The organism is Rheinheimera pacifica, assembly GCF_024809855.1.
Lineage (GTDB): Bacteria > Pseudomonadota > Gammaproteobacteria > Enterobacterales > Alteromonadaceae > Alishewanella > Alishewanella pacifica_A.
In genome coordinates, this window is record NZ_JANUEM010000007.1 from 187,416 (window position 1) to 201,534 (window position 14,119).

Below are 14,119 nucleotides of genomic sequence, written 5' to 3' on the forward strand. Positions count from 1 at the left end.
TTGAACTTTTCTATATTATTCAATACTATTACTTCAGTAATTTTTTTCAGGAGTTCGCATGTCATTGCCTCAGGGCGGGTCGGTGGTTATCTGTTACAGCGCACTAAGCGGAGTATTTGCGCTGTGCTGGGCTGCGCTAACCGGAGCTCGTGGTTGGTGGTTTTTTCTGCCGCTGTGTTTATTACTGCTGTTGTGGTGCTATCTGGCTAAATTAAGCCTGCCGCCGTTACGGTTTAAGGCTGTGCCGGGTTTTTTGCTGTTTTTTAGCCACCAATTAATACTGGGGGCCTGGGACGTTGCCTGGCGGGCACTGGCTCCGGCGCCAAGGTGGGCACCGTGCTGGCAACCATATGCTATAAACCTGACCCAGGCTGCCAGCCAGCGTTTGCTGGCCAGCATGGTAAGCCTGCTACCCGGTACCTGCGCGGTAAATATTGAAGCGGGCCAGCCTGATGTGTTGTTGTTGCACGTGCTGGATGGCAACACTGACTGGTATAAAGGTGTGGCCGCACTGGAGCAACAACTGGCCTGGCTGCTTCGCGATGAAACTGCAAAAGGGCCAACAGCATGATAGCGTTGGCCGTGGCATTATTAATTACCATGTTGCTGGGGCTATGGCGGGTAGTAAAGGGGCCTGCTTTGTTAGACCGGCTATTGTCGGTGCAATTATTTGGCACTACCGGTGTAGCTTTGTGTTTACTGCTGGCGCAGGCATTTGATATCAGTGCCCTGCGTGACATAGCGCTGGTACTGGCTGTGTTGGCTGCTGCTGCGCCCGCGGCACTGGTACAACGCTTAAAACAGCAAAAAGTAGAGCAACAGCCATCTTCTGAGGATAAAGCATAATGGATTGTGCCGGGCAGTTGTCTGTTTTAAGTACTGTACTTAGTAGTTTATTGCTAATTACCGGCTTATTTTTCTTTATTGCCGGTAGTGTCGGTATGCTGCGTTTTCCCGATAGCTTCAGTCGTTTGCATGCGGTTACCAAAGCTGACTCGCTTGGTCTGGGCTCAATTGTTGCCGGTTTGATGTTTTACGGCGATCTGTGGCAGAACCTGCTACTGTTGCTGATCTGGTTGCTGGTGCTGGCGTCGGGTTCGGTGTCGTGTCAGCTGCTAGCCCGCTTTGCTAAAGCTCAGCAGGATAGAGTTCAGCAGGACAAAACATGAGCCTGTTGTTATTCGACACCATTTTATGCCTGTTACTGCTGGCTCTGGCCCTGGCCAGTATATTAAGCCGTCAGCTAGCCCATGCGGTAATACTGTATATTGCTTTTGGCCTGATGATGGCGTTGGCCTGGGCCAGGCTGGCTGCGCCTGATTTAGCTCTGGCTGAAGCGGCTATTGGTGCTGGTCTCACCGGTGCCTTGTGTTTTTCGGCTTTGGCGCATCAGCAAATACAGCTTAAACCTGATGTACTTAGCTGGCCACAGCGGCTGTGGCCAGCTGTATTTGTATTATTGATGCTCGGTGGTGTACTGGCAGCTTTATTACAGTTACCGCCCACTGCCAGCCAACTGATTGCTGTAACGCAGGCCGGGCTTGGTAACAGTGGTGTCAGTCATCCTGTAACGGCGGTGCTGCTGAATTTTCGCAGTTGGGATACCTTACTGGAATTAGTTGTATTGTTGCTGGCATTACTCGGGGCCAGGCAGGTAGCGCCTGAAGTAAAGCCAGCAACCAGTTGGTCACTTAGCCTGAGTTGGAGCAGGCTACTGGCACCGATGGTGATTTTACTGGCAGGCTACCTGTTGTGGGCCGGTGCCAGCCAACCCGGTGGCGCGTTTCAGGCCGGTGCTTTGCTGGCGGCCGGCGCTGTGGTGCTGCGGCTTAATCAACAACTTAGCTGGTTAAGCTGGAGCAATTTTTGGATCCGGCTGTTGACTGTGTCGGGGGTATTGGTTTTTGTGCTAACAGCACTCACGGCTATATTGTTAACCCCCGGCAATACTGACGTAGTCTGGTTACGCTGGCCGCCGCAGTTGGCTGCAGGCATTATTTTGCTGGTTGAATTGTTTGCCACTATCGCTATAGCGCTAACACTCACCGTGCTGGTGGCAGGTGAGCCCGCCAGCACCGGTGCAGAACTTGGTTGCGGGGAGGGCGTATGACGGATCTCAGCCCGCAACTGTTGTTGTATATCGTTACTGCTGGAGGTTTGTTTGGTATTGGCCTGTATGGTTTTATTGTCGGGCCGCAAACCTTGCGGCGTATTTTGGCGCTGAATATTATTGGCGCCGGTATTTTTATGTTGATGGTAGTACTGGCGTATCGCGGCCTTGCAGATGACGCTTCTCTTCCTTCAACTGATCCGGTATTACATGCACTGATCTTAACCGGTCTGGTGGTAGCGGTTAGTGCAACAGCATTTGCGCTGGCGCTATTGGCGCGGTTAAATCAAGCTAAAGCTGCTCAGTGCAGCCAGGATCAGCTCAGACATAAGCAGGGGCCAGGGCAATGATGGTTGTGTTGCTGGTACTACCGTTACTTAGTGCTTTGTTTATGCTGCTTTGGCCGAGAATTGCGCCGTTACTGGCCTTGTTAACAGCATCTGTTTGCAGCCTGGTAGCGCTGCAGTTATTGTTACTGGTAAGCCAGCAGGGCAGCCAGCAGGTATTACTGGCAGGCTGGCCGTCAGGGCTGGCTATCAGCCTTGAGGCCAACAGCTTAAGCAGCCTGCTTATTTTGCTGACAGCACTGCTGCAGTTATTGGTTGGGTTATATGCTTTTGCAACTCACCGGCGCGATAAGCTCGGTGCCGGTTTTTGGCCACTTAGCGGCATGCTGCAGCTTGGCTTAACAGCACTCTGGTTGTCGCGGGATTTGTTTAATCTTTATGTTTGTCTGGAGTTGCTTGGCATAGTGGCTGTGGCGCTGGTCAGCTTGTCGGGTGACAAAGCCATTAAACCAGCGCTGAATTATCTGTTGTTATCTTTATTCGGCTCGCTGTGTTATTTGCTTGGTGTAGCAATATTGTATGGCGCCTACGGCGTATTGGATATCACAGTTTTGGCATCGCAGTGGCAAGCTGATTTACTCAGTAGCACGGCATTATTGTTGATGACACTGGGTTTAATGTTAAAAGCGGCGCTGTGGCCACTGCACGGCTGGTTACCTGCGGCACATGCTGCAGCACCGGCGCCGGTTAGTGCTTTGTTATCAGCCCTGGTGGTAAAAGGCCCGCTGTTTATTCTGTGTTTGTTATGGCTGCAATTAGCCGGGGCTACGCAGGTTGCGGCTGTAGCGCCATGGTTCGCCGGTTGTGGTTTAGCTGCCTTGCTACTTGGCGGCGTGTCGGCGCTACGCACACCTTTTGCTAAAAATATGGTGGCATATTCCACCGTAGCGCAGCTGGGTTATGCCATGCTGGCACTGGGCTTATTGCTACGCTTTAACCAGCCATTATTTGCTGCCGCACTCTGGTTATTTGTATTGGCACATGCACTGGCCAAAGCGACCTGCTTTTTAGCAGTAGGCGAGATAACGGCAACTTTAGGTGGTAAACGGATAAGCACATTAAAAGGTGCCAGCCAAACCATGCCGTTGGCGATGTTTGCTTTTGCTGTGGCCGGGGGTAGTTTAATTGGCTTACCGCCAAGCGGCGGTTTTCTGGCTAAGTGGGCGTTGTTGCAAGGTTTATGGTTACAAGGCGGGCAGTTGTTCTGGTTATTAGTAATAGTATTGGCTACCTTGCTCTCTGCCGCTTATGTATTCCGCGCTGTAGTACTGGCGTTTAACCGGGCTGATCCGGTGGCGCCGGATTTTGCGCCACGCATTTTGCCGCAATGGCTGGCGTTGTTGCCAGCACTGGCTGTATGGGCAATGGCACTTTACAGCGAACCTTTACTGCAATTGCTAAAACAGGAGGGGTTATGAGCCCGTTTTGGCAACAATATTTACCCCTGGCCATTATTCTTAGTTCATTATTGCCTGGCCTTATTATTTTTACGCTGAAAGAAACTCAGGTGAAACTACGTATTAGCCTGAACCTGTTTGGCGTAGGCGTAAAGCTGCTGCTGGTATTGTTAATGTGGCAGGCAGTAAAGGCCGGGCAGCAGTTTTATTTTAGCCTGCCGTTTTTACCCGGTGCCGATTTAGTGCTGCAGGGTGAAGCTTTATCGCTGCTGTTTGTTGTGCTGTCTTCCGTGTTGTGGCTGGCTACTACCATTTATGCCATTGGCTACCTTGAACAATCGCCACTGCGTTCACGCTTTTTTGGTTATTTCAGCCTTTGTGTCAGCGCTACTGTTGGGCTGGCGCTGGCGGGTAATCTGGTTACTTTTTTGTTGTTTTATGAACTGCTGACGCTGGCAACTTTTCCGCTGGTGGTGCATCGCGGTACGCCTGAATCGCTGGCGGCCGGGCGCCGATATCTGGCGTATACCTTAAGCGGCGGCGTGATCCTGATGCTGGGTGTCGCTTTGCTACATTCTCTGGTACAAAGCCCGTTATTTACTCCCGGTGGTTATGTTGCTGCCGCTATCAGTGGTAATGAGGGGCTGCTAATGCTGGCCTTTGCATTAATGATCACAGGATTGGGGGTAAAAGCGGCCTTATTGCCGCTACATGGCTGGTTACCTCAGGCAATGGTAGCACCTGCGCCCGTCAGCGCCTTACTGCATGCCGTTGCTGTAGTTAAGGCCGGGGCTTTTGGTATTATCCGGCTGGTGTACGATGTTTTTGGCGTAGAGAGCATGCAGGCTCTGCAACTGGCACAGCCATTAATGCTGTTGGCAGCCGTGACTATTTTATATGGTTCCTGGCGTGCGCTGGCGCAACAGGATATTAAGCGACGGCTGGCATATTCTACCATCAGCCAAGTGTCTTACATTACGTTGGGCGTGGCCATGCTTGGGCCGCTGGCGGCAGTAGGCGGCCTGGTGCATTTGGTGCATCAGGGGGTGATGAAAATCACGCTGTTTTTTTGTGCCGGTAATTTTGCCGAAACCTTAGGTATTCATAAAATCCGTGAATTAAACGGTGCAGGGCGGCGCATGCCTGTAACTGCTATGGCTTTTACGCTGGGGGCTTTAGGTATGATAGGTATACCACCCACCGCCGGGTTTATCAGCAAATGGTATTTGGGGTTAGGCGTGGCCGAAGTGGGGCAGAACTGGCTTATTCTTGTTTTTGCGTTATCGGGGTTGCTTAACGCGGCCTATTTTTTACCTGTGGTGTATCGCATGTGGTTTTTACCACAAACCGTGCCCTGGCCGGCAGAGCAGCGGTTATCAAACCGGTTTGAAACACACTGGATGCTATTATTGCCCGCCACTTTTACCGCCATACTGTTGTTGCTGATGGGCCTGTTTGCCAGCACCGAACTTAGCCCGCTCAGCTGGGCGCAGTTGATTGTCGAACGGGAGTTTCGCCATGATTGATCTTAGTAACTGGCTGTGGCCCGGTGCCGGTCTGGGATTAACTGATGCGTTTACCCGGTTCTGGTGGTATTTCAGTTTAGTGTTATGGTTGTTTGTTGGCGGGTTCAGCCTGTTGTCGCAATGGCATGATCCGCGCGCGCGGCGCTATTGGCTGTTTTTTGCATTGTGTTTTGCCGGCAACATGTTGCTGATAGCTGCACTGGATGCGGTGAGTTTTTATCTTGGTTTTAGCCTGATGAGTTTGGCGGCTTATGGCTTAGTGATCCACAATAATACCGCTAAAGCCAGACGCGCCGGCAGGTTGTATCTGCAACTGGCGCTGCTGGGTGAAATTCTGCTGTTCAGCGGTTTACTGCTGCGTGCCAGCGCAGCTGGCGGGCGGTATGACTGGCTCAGTTGGCAAGCCGTGCCGTTGGAGCCACTAAGCTTAAGCTTACTGCTGTTGGGGCTGGGCTTAAAAGCCGGATTCTGGCCATTGCACTGGTGGTTGCCACAAGCACACCCGGTGGCACCGGCGCCTGCAAGTGCGCTGTTATCCGGCGTAATGATTAAAGCTGGCTTGCTTGGTATGCTGATGTTTATACCTGCCACTGATACCTTAATGCAGCAGTGGACGCCATTGCTACTGCTCACCGGTTTGCTCTCGGCTTTTTACGGCGTATTAGCCGGTTTATTGCACTCGCAGCCAAAAGTCATTCTGGCCTATTCCTCTGTTAGCCAAATGGGTTATTTATTAATGCTGTTTGCGCTGTTGAGTTTAACCGGCGTAGCAGCATTGCCGGTATTGCTGGCCTATGTAGTACACCATGGCATGGCAAAAAGTAGTTTGTTTTTATATGCCGGTATGGCTGGCGAAGCTGCAGGGCGCCTCTGGCGCCAGGCGCTATTCTGGTTAGCCGCACTGGCTATGATGGCACTGCCGCTAAGCAGTGGTGCTCTGGTAAAAACCGGCCTTAAAACGCAATTGGCAGAGGCCAATTTGCCAGCCTGGCTGGATGTCGGTGTGCTTAGTTCACTGCTAACTGCAGGCGCTGTGTTTACGGCGTTGCTGTTATTACATCTGGCGGCACAACTGCGTGCAGTTAATAACACGCAAAGCAGCCGAACAGTTAAGGCTCCAGCTGTTACCAAAGCTTCAGCCAACAACAGAGCCGGGCGCTGGGCACTGCTTACGCTGTTAGTTTGCGCACTTTGGGTACTGCCATGGTTTATAGTGCAACACTGGCAACTACCCCTGCCAACGTTATCGCAAAGCGGTGCGCTAATAGCTCCGGTATTGTTTGCTGTGCTGCTAAGGTGGTTGTGGTATAAATTGGGCTGGCAGTTACCGCCGTACTGTTACAACCGCAACGCACCGGCACTGTATTATTCGTTAAAGTTAAAGCGCTTATATCAACCGGTCAGCCAGCCGCAATGGCACCGGCCAACTATTGCATTACGCCCGCTGGAGCGAAGGCTAAACCGTGTATTAAACCGCCCGCTGGTTTCAAGCACTGCATTACTATGCTGCATATTGTTTTTAACGATACTATTAAGCGGCGTCTAAGGTCGTTACTATTCGTTTTCGCAATCAATGAATTAAAGAGGAGCCCGAGGGCGAACAACAGGCACAAAAAAACCTACGTTAAAGTAGGCTTAGATGTTGGTTGCGGGAGCCGGATTTGAACCGACGACCTTCGGGTTATGAGCCCGACGAGCTACCAGGCTGCTCCATCCCGCGTCCGTGAATTATCCCTGAGCAGTAGAGATAACTATCTAATTTGCAATGAAAGTTGGTTGCGGAAGCAGGATTTAGACCTTCGCCTCGTGGTTATAAAGAGGAGCCCGAGGGCGATTCACTATAACTACTTTCACAATCAATTTGGTTGCGGGAGCCGGATTTGAACCGACGACCTTCGGGTTATGAGCCCGACGAGCTACCAGGCTGCTCCATCCCGCGTCCGTCATTGCGGGGCGCATCTTAGTGTTTTTAACAAAGCCATGCAAGCCTTTATCTGCTTTTATTTTGCAGATGTTGTTTAACTGCTGCTTTGTTAAACAAAGCGCCGTTTTTTGCTGCAGTTAGGCGCTATTGCAAAAACTCAAACGGATAAATACCACATTCTGCTATACTAACGGCCATTTTTGACAGGGGTTTGGGTAGCATGCTGGAATTCTGGGCGTTAACGTCTAAAGGGGTAGAAGAACTGCTGGCGGATGAAATCCGCCAGTATGAAGGCGAAGTTATTAAAGTGACTATGGGCGTGGTGCGCTTTCGTGCCGATTTACGCGTCGGATATCAATTATGTTTATGGTCGCGCCTGGCTACCCGGGTTTTGCGCCTGATACAATCTGAACCGGTAACAGCTGACAGTGATTTATATCAGGTAGCCGGTAAGATTGACTGGTTGCAGCATATGGCATTACGCAACACGCTTGCGGTGGAGTGTGTTGGTAAACACCCGAAAATTGATAATACGCAGTTTGGTGCCATCCGCTTGAAAGACGCCATTGTTGATCAGTTCCGTGAAGAAACCGGCAACCGGCCCGATGTAGACCGGATGGACCCGGATGTGCGCTTTCAGGTGCGGTTAGATAAAGCGCATTTTCACTTTTTGCAGGATTTCTCTGGCCCATCATTACACCAACGCGGCTATCGCGTCGGACAGGGCGAAGCGCCGCTTAAAGAGCATCTGGCCGCAGCTTTATTAAAGCGCTCAGGCTGGCAGGCAGAGCAACCCTTATTCGACCCGTTTTGTGGTAGCGGCACTATTATTGTAGAGGCTGCATTAATAGCCCTGAATAAAGCTCCGGGTTTAAGCCGTGAAAAGTTTGCCTTTGCAGGCTGGCCCGGCCACCGTGACGCCATCTGGCAGCAACTAAAACAAGAAGCGAAATCGGCGCAGCGTGTTTTAGCGAATAGGGTGCAGTTTTGGGGTTCTGACATCGATGAACGAAATTTAGCCAAAGCGAAGCAAAATGCCGCCCGTGCCGGTGTTGCAGCTTATGTGCAATTTGATTGTGCCGACGCTACTGCATTAAACACAGCAGTAAGCAATCAGGCCGGTATTATTGTTACCAACCCGCCTTACGGCGAACGGCTGGGCGATTTACCGTCATTAATACCGCTGTACAGTAAGTTTTCCTTAGCGTTAAAACAGCATTATCAGGGCTGGCGTTTAGCTATTATTACCTCAAACACCGATTTACTACGGGCGCTGCGTTTATCAAAAAGCAAAAGCTATAAATTTACCAATGGCCCGCTGGACTGTGATTTCACCCTGTTTGATTTAACCGAAAAACAAGTCGCGGTAAGCTCTGATGCGCCGGCGCTGTTTTTTAATGAAAGCAGCTCTTTTGGTAATCGCCTGGCGAAAAACGTAAAGCAGTTGCAAAAGTGGGCGAAAAAAGAAGGCTTAAGCTGTTACCGTTTATATGATGCTGATATTCCGGAATATAACGTAGCAGTAGACTGGTACGACGGCGAAGTAGTAGTGCATGAATATGCCGCACCGGCTACGGTGGACGAGCAGGTATCGCAAAAACGCTTATTTGATGTGGTAAACCAGGTGCCGCAGGTGTTGGGCATCAGCTCCGATAAAATGATTTTAAAAGTGCGCGAAAAGCAAAAGGGCACGTCGCAGTATCAGGCATTAAATAAAGCAGGCCAGTATAAAGAAGTAAGCGAATACGGCGCGAAGTTTTTAGTTAACCTGCGCGACTACCTGGATACCGGTTTGTTTTTAGATCACCGCATTACCCGGCGGATGATCCAGCAGCAGGCCAAAGGCAAAACGGTGCTAAACCTGTTTGCCTATACCGGCAGTGCTTCTGTGCATGCTGCCATTGGCGGTGCAGCCAGTGTAACAACGGTAGATATGTCGAACACTTATTTAGACTGGGCTAAACGCAATTTCACTATTAACGGTTTAACCGGCAAGCAATATCAGTTTGAACAGGCTGATTGCCTGCAATGGCTAAGCCGCTGCCGTGCTCAGTTCGATTTAATTTTTGTGGATCCGCCAACATTTTCTAACTCGAAGCGGATGCAAGACAGTTGGGATGTGCAGCGCGACCACGTTAACTTATTAAATATGCTGACAGCACGGCTGGCACCGGGTGGTAAAGTGATTTTCTCCAACAATAAACGCCGCTTTAAAATTGATGCCCAGGCACTTTTGGATGCTGGCTGGCAGGTAAAAGATATCTCTGCAATAACCTTGCCGGAAGATTTTAAGCGCAACCCGAATATTCACGTGTGTTTTGAGTTAACCCGGTAACCCATGCGCCCGGCATTAACCTTATACAGTACCTGGGGCTGCCATCTGTGTGATGAAGCCGAACAGTTGTTATTGCAGGCTGGCCTTGAAGGCCGGTTTCAGGTTGTTGATATTGTAGATGATACGCAGGCTTTTGCGCGTTACCGTTTGATGATCCCGGTATTATGTCTGGGAGATAACGAATTATGCTGGCCTTTTGATACGCACCGGCTGGCAACATGGCTTAAGGATGTACAGTAGTGGAATTATTACGTTTTCAGCAAGCCTGTCTGGCTTTTGGCACACACCCGATATTGGACCATGTCGATTTCAGTTTATTCAGTGGCGAACGGGTATGTTTGGTAGGCCGGAACGGAGCAGGTAAATCGTCATTACTGAAATTGCTGACCGGTCAGCAAAATTTGGATGACGGCCAGATAGTCATTAATACCGGTGTGGTATTAAGCCGGTTAGAGCAAGACCCGCCTGCGAAAATGGAGGTGAAAATTGCTGACTTTATCCGTGAAGGCGCCGGTGATTTAGCACAGATAGCACAGCAATTTTATGCCTTGTCGGAAAACTTAGACGGCGCTTCAGATGCAGACTATCGCTTATTTGAACAATTACAAAGCGAAATGGATACCCGAGATGGTTGGGGGTTGGAATCCCGCGTTGCCGATTTATGCCAACAGTTTGAGATGAACCCCGACGCCAGCCTGGCAACCTTATCCGGCGGTTGGTTACGTAAAGCTGCGCTGGCACGGGCTCTGATTGCCAAGCCGGATATTCTGCTGCTGGATGAGCCTACTAACCATTTGGATGTGGCCGCTATTCAGTGGCTGGAGCAGTTTTTGCTGAATTTTTCCGGTGCCATAATTTTTATCTCGCACGACAGGGCCTTTATCCGCGCTTTAGCCACCCGCATTATTGACCTTGATCGCGGCCAGTTAACCTCGCATCCGGGTAATTATCAGGAATACCTGACGCGCAAACAAAAAATGCTGGAAGACGAGCAGCAGCATAATGCGTTGTTTGATAAAAAGCTGGCCGAAGAAGAAGTGTGGATCCGCCAGGGCATTAAAGCACGCCGTACCCGCAATGAAGGCCGCGTAAGGGCACTTAAAGCACTGCGCCGTGAACGGGCCGAGCGGGTAGAGAGCCTCGGTAAAGTTGATTTTAATATCGAGCAGGCCGATCGCTCCGGCAAGCTGGTATTTGAAACCAAAGCCATTAGCTGCGGCTTTAACGGTAAAACCGTTATCGATAAATTAAACTTGCTGGTAATGCGTGGTGATCGGATTGCGTTGGTAGGGCCTAACGGAGTGGGGAAATCAACCCTGATTAAGTTGTTATTGGGTGATTATAAACACGACAGTGGTGACATTAAACGCGGCACTAATATTGAAGTGGCCTATTTTGATCAGCACCGTATTGCGCTGGATTTAGACGCCACGGTACAGGATAACGTAGCTGAGGGTAAGCAGGAAATTACCCAAAACGGTAAAACCCGCCATGTGCTGAGTTATCTGCAAGATTTTTTGTTTCCGCCAGCCCGGGCCCGCACACCGGTAAAAGCGCTGTCTGGAGGTGAAAAAAACCGCTTATTACTGGCCAAACTATTTGCCCGGCCAAGTAACCTGCTGATCCTGGATGAACCAACTAATGATCTGGATGTTGAAACGCTGGAACTGCTGGAGGATATTTTGCAGCAGTATCAGGGTACCGTATTGCTGGTAAGCCACGACCGGGAGTTTGTAAACAACACTGTCACCAGTTCACTGCTGTTTGCCGGAGAAGGGCGTATTATCGAAATTGCCGGCGGCTATGATGATGTTATTGCTTATCAGCAACGTATACAGGCACCTGCAGCTACAACACAGAAAGTGACAAAACCATCACAGAGCGTAACAGAAGAAATAACACCACAGGCTTCTGTTGGCAGTGCTAAGAAGTTATCATACAAAGAACAACGTGAGTTAGAACAACTGCCGGCTTTGTTAGAACAATTGGAAAGTGAGCTTGAAGCCTTACAGCAGAAAGTAAATGACGCTGACTTTTTTAAGCAAACTACTGAGCATACGCAAACCACGTTGAACCAACTGCAACAGATCGAGTCGAAGCTGGCGCAAGCGTATGCACGCTGGGAAGAATTAGACGCATAAAATTGAAGTATATTTAGGGGCTCCGAATGAAGTTATCACGCATCAGTCTGGCGATACTGCCGCTGTTAAGTCTGTGTTCTGTACAAGCGGCCGTTTATAACGTCGTTGAGATTGGTGAAGTAAGTGAAGTTAAATCAACCTATGCCTCGGCCCTTAATGATGCCGGAAATATCGTTGCAAATGGTGCCTTAAGTACCAATACGTCGGGTAACGGTAACGGTGCCGGCGCGTTTAATTTTCCGCTGGATCTGGATATTATCGATTTTGAAAGTACAGCTGTAACTGCTGTGCTAACAGAGCAACAAATTGCCGATGCAATAAATGGCAATATTGGCGCCAATGCCCTCAGTATTTTACTGAGTGTTAATCCGGCCAATCAGCCAATTGGCTACTCACTGGCTTATAGCACTGGTACTGATGGCATTTTAGCAAACCTGCCGCTACGTGATGTGACGCAAAAGCGTAGCAACAGCGAATATTTATACGACATAAATAACTCAGGGGTAGCAGTAGGCACTGCGTCTGCACTTTTTACATTAGAAAGCTTTACCGCAGAACCTACAGACACCACACCAGATCCTGAAGAGCAGGATATCTGGGTGCCTGAGTTACCTTACCGGGCAGGCATGGTGGTACGCGACGGTGAAATTATAACCACACCTCCCGCCTATGATGAGCTGGGCGGTGGTTACACCGTTGCCCGTTCTATCAGTAATAATGGTTTAATAGCTGGTTTTGGCAGCAGCGGTATGACGGATGCTACCAAAGAAGCCATTGAGGAAGCCTGTACCGGCGCTTCAGCACCGGTAGATCTGTGTTTGTATAACCGGGCTGTAGCCGGTAGTTACCAGGAACGCGGTATGGTGTGGCAGTTACAGGCAGATGGCAGTATTGCAGAGCCTGAAGTACTGGGTTTTTTAGGAGACAAGAACACTGGCGTTGCCTATGATGGCGAAGGTAATAATGTAGTAACCTATTACAGCCAGGCCAACGCAGTAAATGATAACGGCATTGCCGTTGGTTTATCTATGTATACTGACTCAGACCGTATAGAACGCTATCCCTCCGGATTTGGCTCGTTTGATGCGATTTACCGTCAGGCACACGCCAGTATCTTTGTTGACGGGCAGGTGCTGCCTATTGTTGATCCCAAAGAGTGGTATTTTATTAGCGTCCAAAGCATAGGCAGTAATGCTATAGCCATTAATAACAATGATATTATTGTTGGTTATGCACGAAAGTTTATTAACAGCGCTGTGCGTAGCAAAATGTTTTATCATGATTACAGTTCAGGCCAAACCCGGTTTGTTGATGGGTTTTTCTCCAGCTCAACAACGCTGCCAAAAGCTATTAATGACAGCAATCAGGTGGTGGGTCAGGCTGAAGTGATTTTGGGTGGCACGACTACCCGCAGAGGTCATGGTTTTATGTATGACATCACTGCTGACAGCTTTACTGATTTAAATGCATTAATTGGCTGTAACTCGCCGTACACCGTGGTTGATGCAACTGATATTAATAACAATGGCGATATTCTGGCTACCGCGCTGATAATGAAAGAGCGGAAAGATTCGCTGGGTGAAGTTGTTGTTGATGCGCAAGGTAACCCTTTACGGGAAGAACTGGCAGTGACAGTTAAATTGCAACCTGTCGCCAATGGCGAGCCGGAAGACTGTTCTTCAGAACAAACAGAGTACGAACGTAAAGGCGGTACTGCCGGTTTTGGCTGGTTAACGTTAAGCGCAATGTTAGTCTGGTGGCGCAGGCGTAAGGTGTAATGGCATTAAAAAAGCTGCTTCGGCAGCTTTTTTAATGCCTGTAAGGTTGTAGCCATTTTATAGTTATAAAGGCTGGCTGCTTAGTGTAATTCGATATAAATAAATCTGTCATCAAATCTTAAATAACTTCAGTTTGTTAGGCCTTGTCAAGCTTTTAATCTGCCTATTTCAGATTGAACCTTTTATCGCTGTCAACTATCAATTAAAGGGTAATCGCAAACTCATTTGCGGTTATTTTTTATCACATATAGTTGAGGAAGACTGCCGTATGAAAAGACAAAAACGTGATCGTCTGGAACGTGCTCATGCTCAAGGTTATCGTGCCGGTGTAACCGGACGATCAAAAGAAATTTGCCCTTATCAAGGTTTAGATACGCGCTCACAATGGTTAGGAGGCTGGCGCGAAGCCATCGAAGATCGCAATGTCGGGCTGTTTAATAAAGGTCAGTAATTTTTTCCGGTAAGCCCAGTGACTAGTCCTGAAGTAAGTTGACACTTATTTCAGTTTAAAACGCCCGGTGAACTTCATCGGGCGTTTTGTATTTTAAGGCCAGATGAGGC

At 49.4% G+C, this 14,119-nt stretch carries 13 protein-coding genes and 2 tRNA genes; 13 read left to right on the forward strand and 2 right to left on the reverse strand.

Annotated features, from left to right (window positions below; genetic code table 11):
- The first annotated feature begins 58 nt into the window (after positions 1-58).
- Genes M2404_RS11510 through M2404_RS11545 form a run of 8 tightly spaced genes read left to right on the forward strand, consistent with a single transcriptional unit; the run spans position 59 to position 6,926 of the window.
- Positions 59-571 carry a Na+/H+ antiporter subunit E gene (locus tag M2404_RS11510; protein ID WP_259239881.1) on the forward strand — a complete coding sequence of 171 codons (513 nt, stop codon included), beginning with the start codon at positions 59-61 and terminating at the stop codon, positions 569-571.
- Positions 568-846, forward strand: coding sequence for an MrpF/PhaF family protein (locus M2404_RS11515; RefSeq protein ID WP_259239882.1), 279 nt, complete (start codon positions 568-570; stop codon positions 844-846). The genes M2404_RS11510 and M2404_RS11515 overlap by 4 nt, the downstream gene beginning before the upstream one ends.
- Positions 846-1,169 (forward strand): cation:proton antiporter, encoded by a 324-nt coding sequence (locus tag M2404_RS11520; RefSeq protein WP_259239883.1) that lies wholly within the window; start codon positions 846-848, stop codon positions 1,167-1,169. The genes M2404_RS11515 and M2404_RS11520 overlap by 1 nt, the downstream gene beginning before the upstream one ends.
- Entirely contained in the window at positions 1,166-2,110 is a 945-nt protein-coding gene (locus M2404_RS11525; protein WP_259239884.1) for a Na(+)/H(+) antiporter subunit B, read from the forward strand. Before M2404_RS11520 ends, M2404_RS11525 begins: the two co-directional genes overlap by 4 nt.
- Positions 2,107-2,460 (forward strand): NADH-quinone oxidoreductase subunit K, encoded by a 354-nt coding sequence (locus M2404_RS11530; protein ID WP_259239885.1) that lies wholly within the window; start codon positions 2,107-2,109, stop codon positions 2,458-2,460. The genes M2404_RS11525 and M2404_RS11530 overlap by 4 nt, the downstream gene beginning before the upstream one ends.
- The gene (locus M2404_RS11535) at positions 2,457-3,875 is read left to right on the forward strand and encodes a complex I subunit 5 family protein (RefSeq protein WP_259239886.1); all 1,419 of its coding nucleotides are present in this window, start codon (positions 2,457-2,459) and stop codon (positions 3,873-3,875) included. Before M2404_RS11530 ends, M2404_RS11535 begins: the two co-directional genes overlap by 4 nt.
- Positions 3,872-5,380, forward strand: a complete 1,509-nt coding sequence (locus M2404_RS11540; RefSeq protein WP_259239887.1) for a complex I subunit 5 family protein — start codon at positions 3,872-3,874, stop codon at positions 5,378-5,380. Before M2404_RS11535 ends, M2404_RS11540 begins: the two co-directional genes overlap by 4 nt.
- A complete protein-coding gene (locus M2404_RS11545; RefSeq protein WP_259239888.1) occupies positions 5,373-6,926 on the forward strand; it encodes a complex I subunit 5 family protein in 1,554 nt (517 codons plus the stop codon). The genes M2404_RS11540 and M2404_RS11545 overlap by 8 nt, the downstream gene beginning before the upstream one ends.
- Before the next feature lie 97 nt (positions 6,927-7,023).
- Here the strand turns inward: M2404_RS11545 and M2404_RS11550 are convergent.
- Positions 7,024-7,100 (reverse strand) — tRNA-Met (locus M2404_RS11550).
- Positions 7,101-7,242: 142 nt separating this feature from the next.
- A tRNA-Met gene (locus M2404_RS11555) sits at positions 7,243-7,319 on the reverse strand.
- Between the two features lie 205 nt (positions 7,320-7,524).
- On the opposite strand from M2404_RS11555, the gene rlmKL reads away from it, so the two are divergent.
- The 5 genes from rlmKL to rmf all read left to right on the forward strand — a co-directional run bounded on the left by rlmKL (position 7,525) and on the right by rmf (position 14,009).
- Complete coding sequence (rlmKL, locus tag M2404_RS11560; protein WP_259239889.1) at positions 7,525-9,639, forward strand: bifunctional 23S rRNA (guanine(2069)-N(7))-methyltransferase RlmK/23S rRNA (guanine(2445)-N(2))-methyltransferase RlmL; 2,115 nt, start codon at positions 7,525-7,527, stop codon at positions 9,637-9,639.
- Between the two features lie 3 nt (positions 9,640-9,642).
- Positions 9,643-9,879 carry a glutaredoxin family protein gene (locus M2404_RS11565; RefSeq protein WP_259239890.1) on the forward strand — a complete coding sequence of 79 codons (237 nt, stop codon included), beginning with the start codon at positions 9,643-9,645 and terminating at the stop codon, positions 9,877-9,879.
- Positions 9,879-11,780: an ATP-binding cassette ATPase Uup gene (gene uup / locus M2404_RS11570; RefSeq protein ID WP_259239891.1), complete on the forward strand. Its 1,902-nt coding sequence runs from the start codon at positions 9,879-9,881 to the stop codon at positions 11,778-11,780. Before M2404_RS11565 ends, uup begins: the two co-directional genes overlap by 1 nt.
- Positions 11,781-11,806: 26 nt before the next feature.
- Complete coding sequence (locus M2404_RS11575; RefSeq protein ID WP_259239892.1) at positions 11,807-13,558, forward strand: DUF3466 family protein; 1,752 nt, start codon at positions 11,807-11,809, stop codon at positions 13,556-13,558.
- Positions 13,559-13,826: 268 nt separating this feature from the next.
- Complete coding sequence (rmf, locus tag M2404_RS11580; RefSeq protein WP_068238104.1) at positions 13,827-14,009, forward strand: ribosome modulation factor; 183 nt, start codon at positions 13,827-13,829, stop codon at positions 14,007-14,009.
- Positions 14,010-14,119: the final 110 nt, after the last annotated feature.

Bases quoted from the DNA above. Each gene is read 5' to 3' on its own strand.
- M2404_RS11510 (WP_259239881.1), top strand. From the start codon at position 59: ATGTCATTGCCTCAGGGCGGGTCGGTGGTTATCTGTTACAGCGCACTA.
- M2404_RS11520 (WP_259239883.1), top strand. From the start codon at position 846: ATGGATTGTGCCGGGCAGTTGTCTGTTTTAAGTACTGTACTTAGTAGT.
- M2404_RS11565 (WP_259239890.1), top strand. From the start codon at position 9,643: ATGCGCCCGGCATTAACCTTATACAGTACCTGGGGCTGCCATCTGTGT.
- M2404_RS11535 (WP_259239886.1), top strand. From the start codon at position 2,457: ATGATGGTTGTGTTGCTGGTACTACCGTTACTTAGTGCTTTGTTTATG.
- M2404_RS11530 (WP_259239885.1), top strand. From the start codon at position 2,107: ATGACGGATCTCAGCCCGCAACTGTTGTTGTATATCGTTACTGCTGGA.
- M2404_RS11515 (WP_259239882.1), top strand. From the start codon at position 568: ATGATAGCGTTGGCCGTGGCATTATTAATTACCATGTTGCTGGGGCTA.
- M2404_RS11545 (WP_259239888.1), top strand. From the start codon at position 5,373: ATGATTGATCTTAGTAACTGGCTGTGGCCCGGTGCCGGTCTGGGATTA.
- M2404_RS11575 (WP_259239892.1), top strand. From the start codon at position 11,807: ATGAAGTTATCACGCATCAGTCTGGCGATACTGCCGCTGTTAAGTCTG.
- rmf (WP_068238104.1), top strand. From the start codon at position 13,827: ATGAAAAGACAAAAACGTGATCGTCTGGAACGTGCTCATGCTCAAGGT.
- M2404_RS11525 (WP_259239884.1), top strand. From the start codon at position 1,166: ATGAGCCTGTTGTTATTCGACACCATTTTATGCCTGTTACTGCTGGCT.
- M2404_RS11540 (WP_259239887.1), top strand. From the start codon at position 3,872: ATGAGCCCGTTTTGGCAACAATATTTACCCCTGGCCATTATTCTTAGT.
- rlmKL (WP_259239889.1), top strand. From the start codon at position 7,525: ATGCTGGAATTCTGGGCGTTAACGTCTAAAGGGGTAGAAGAACTGCTG.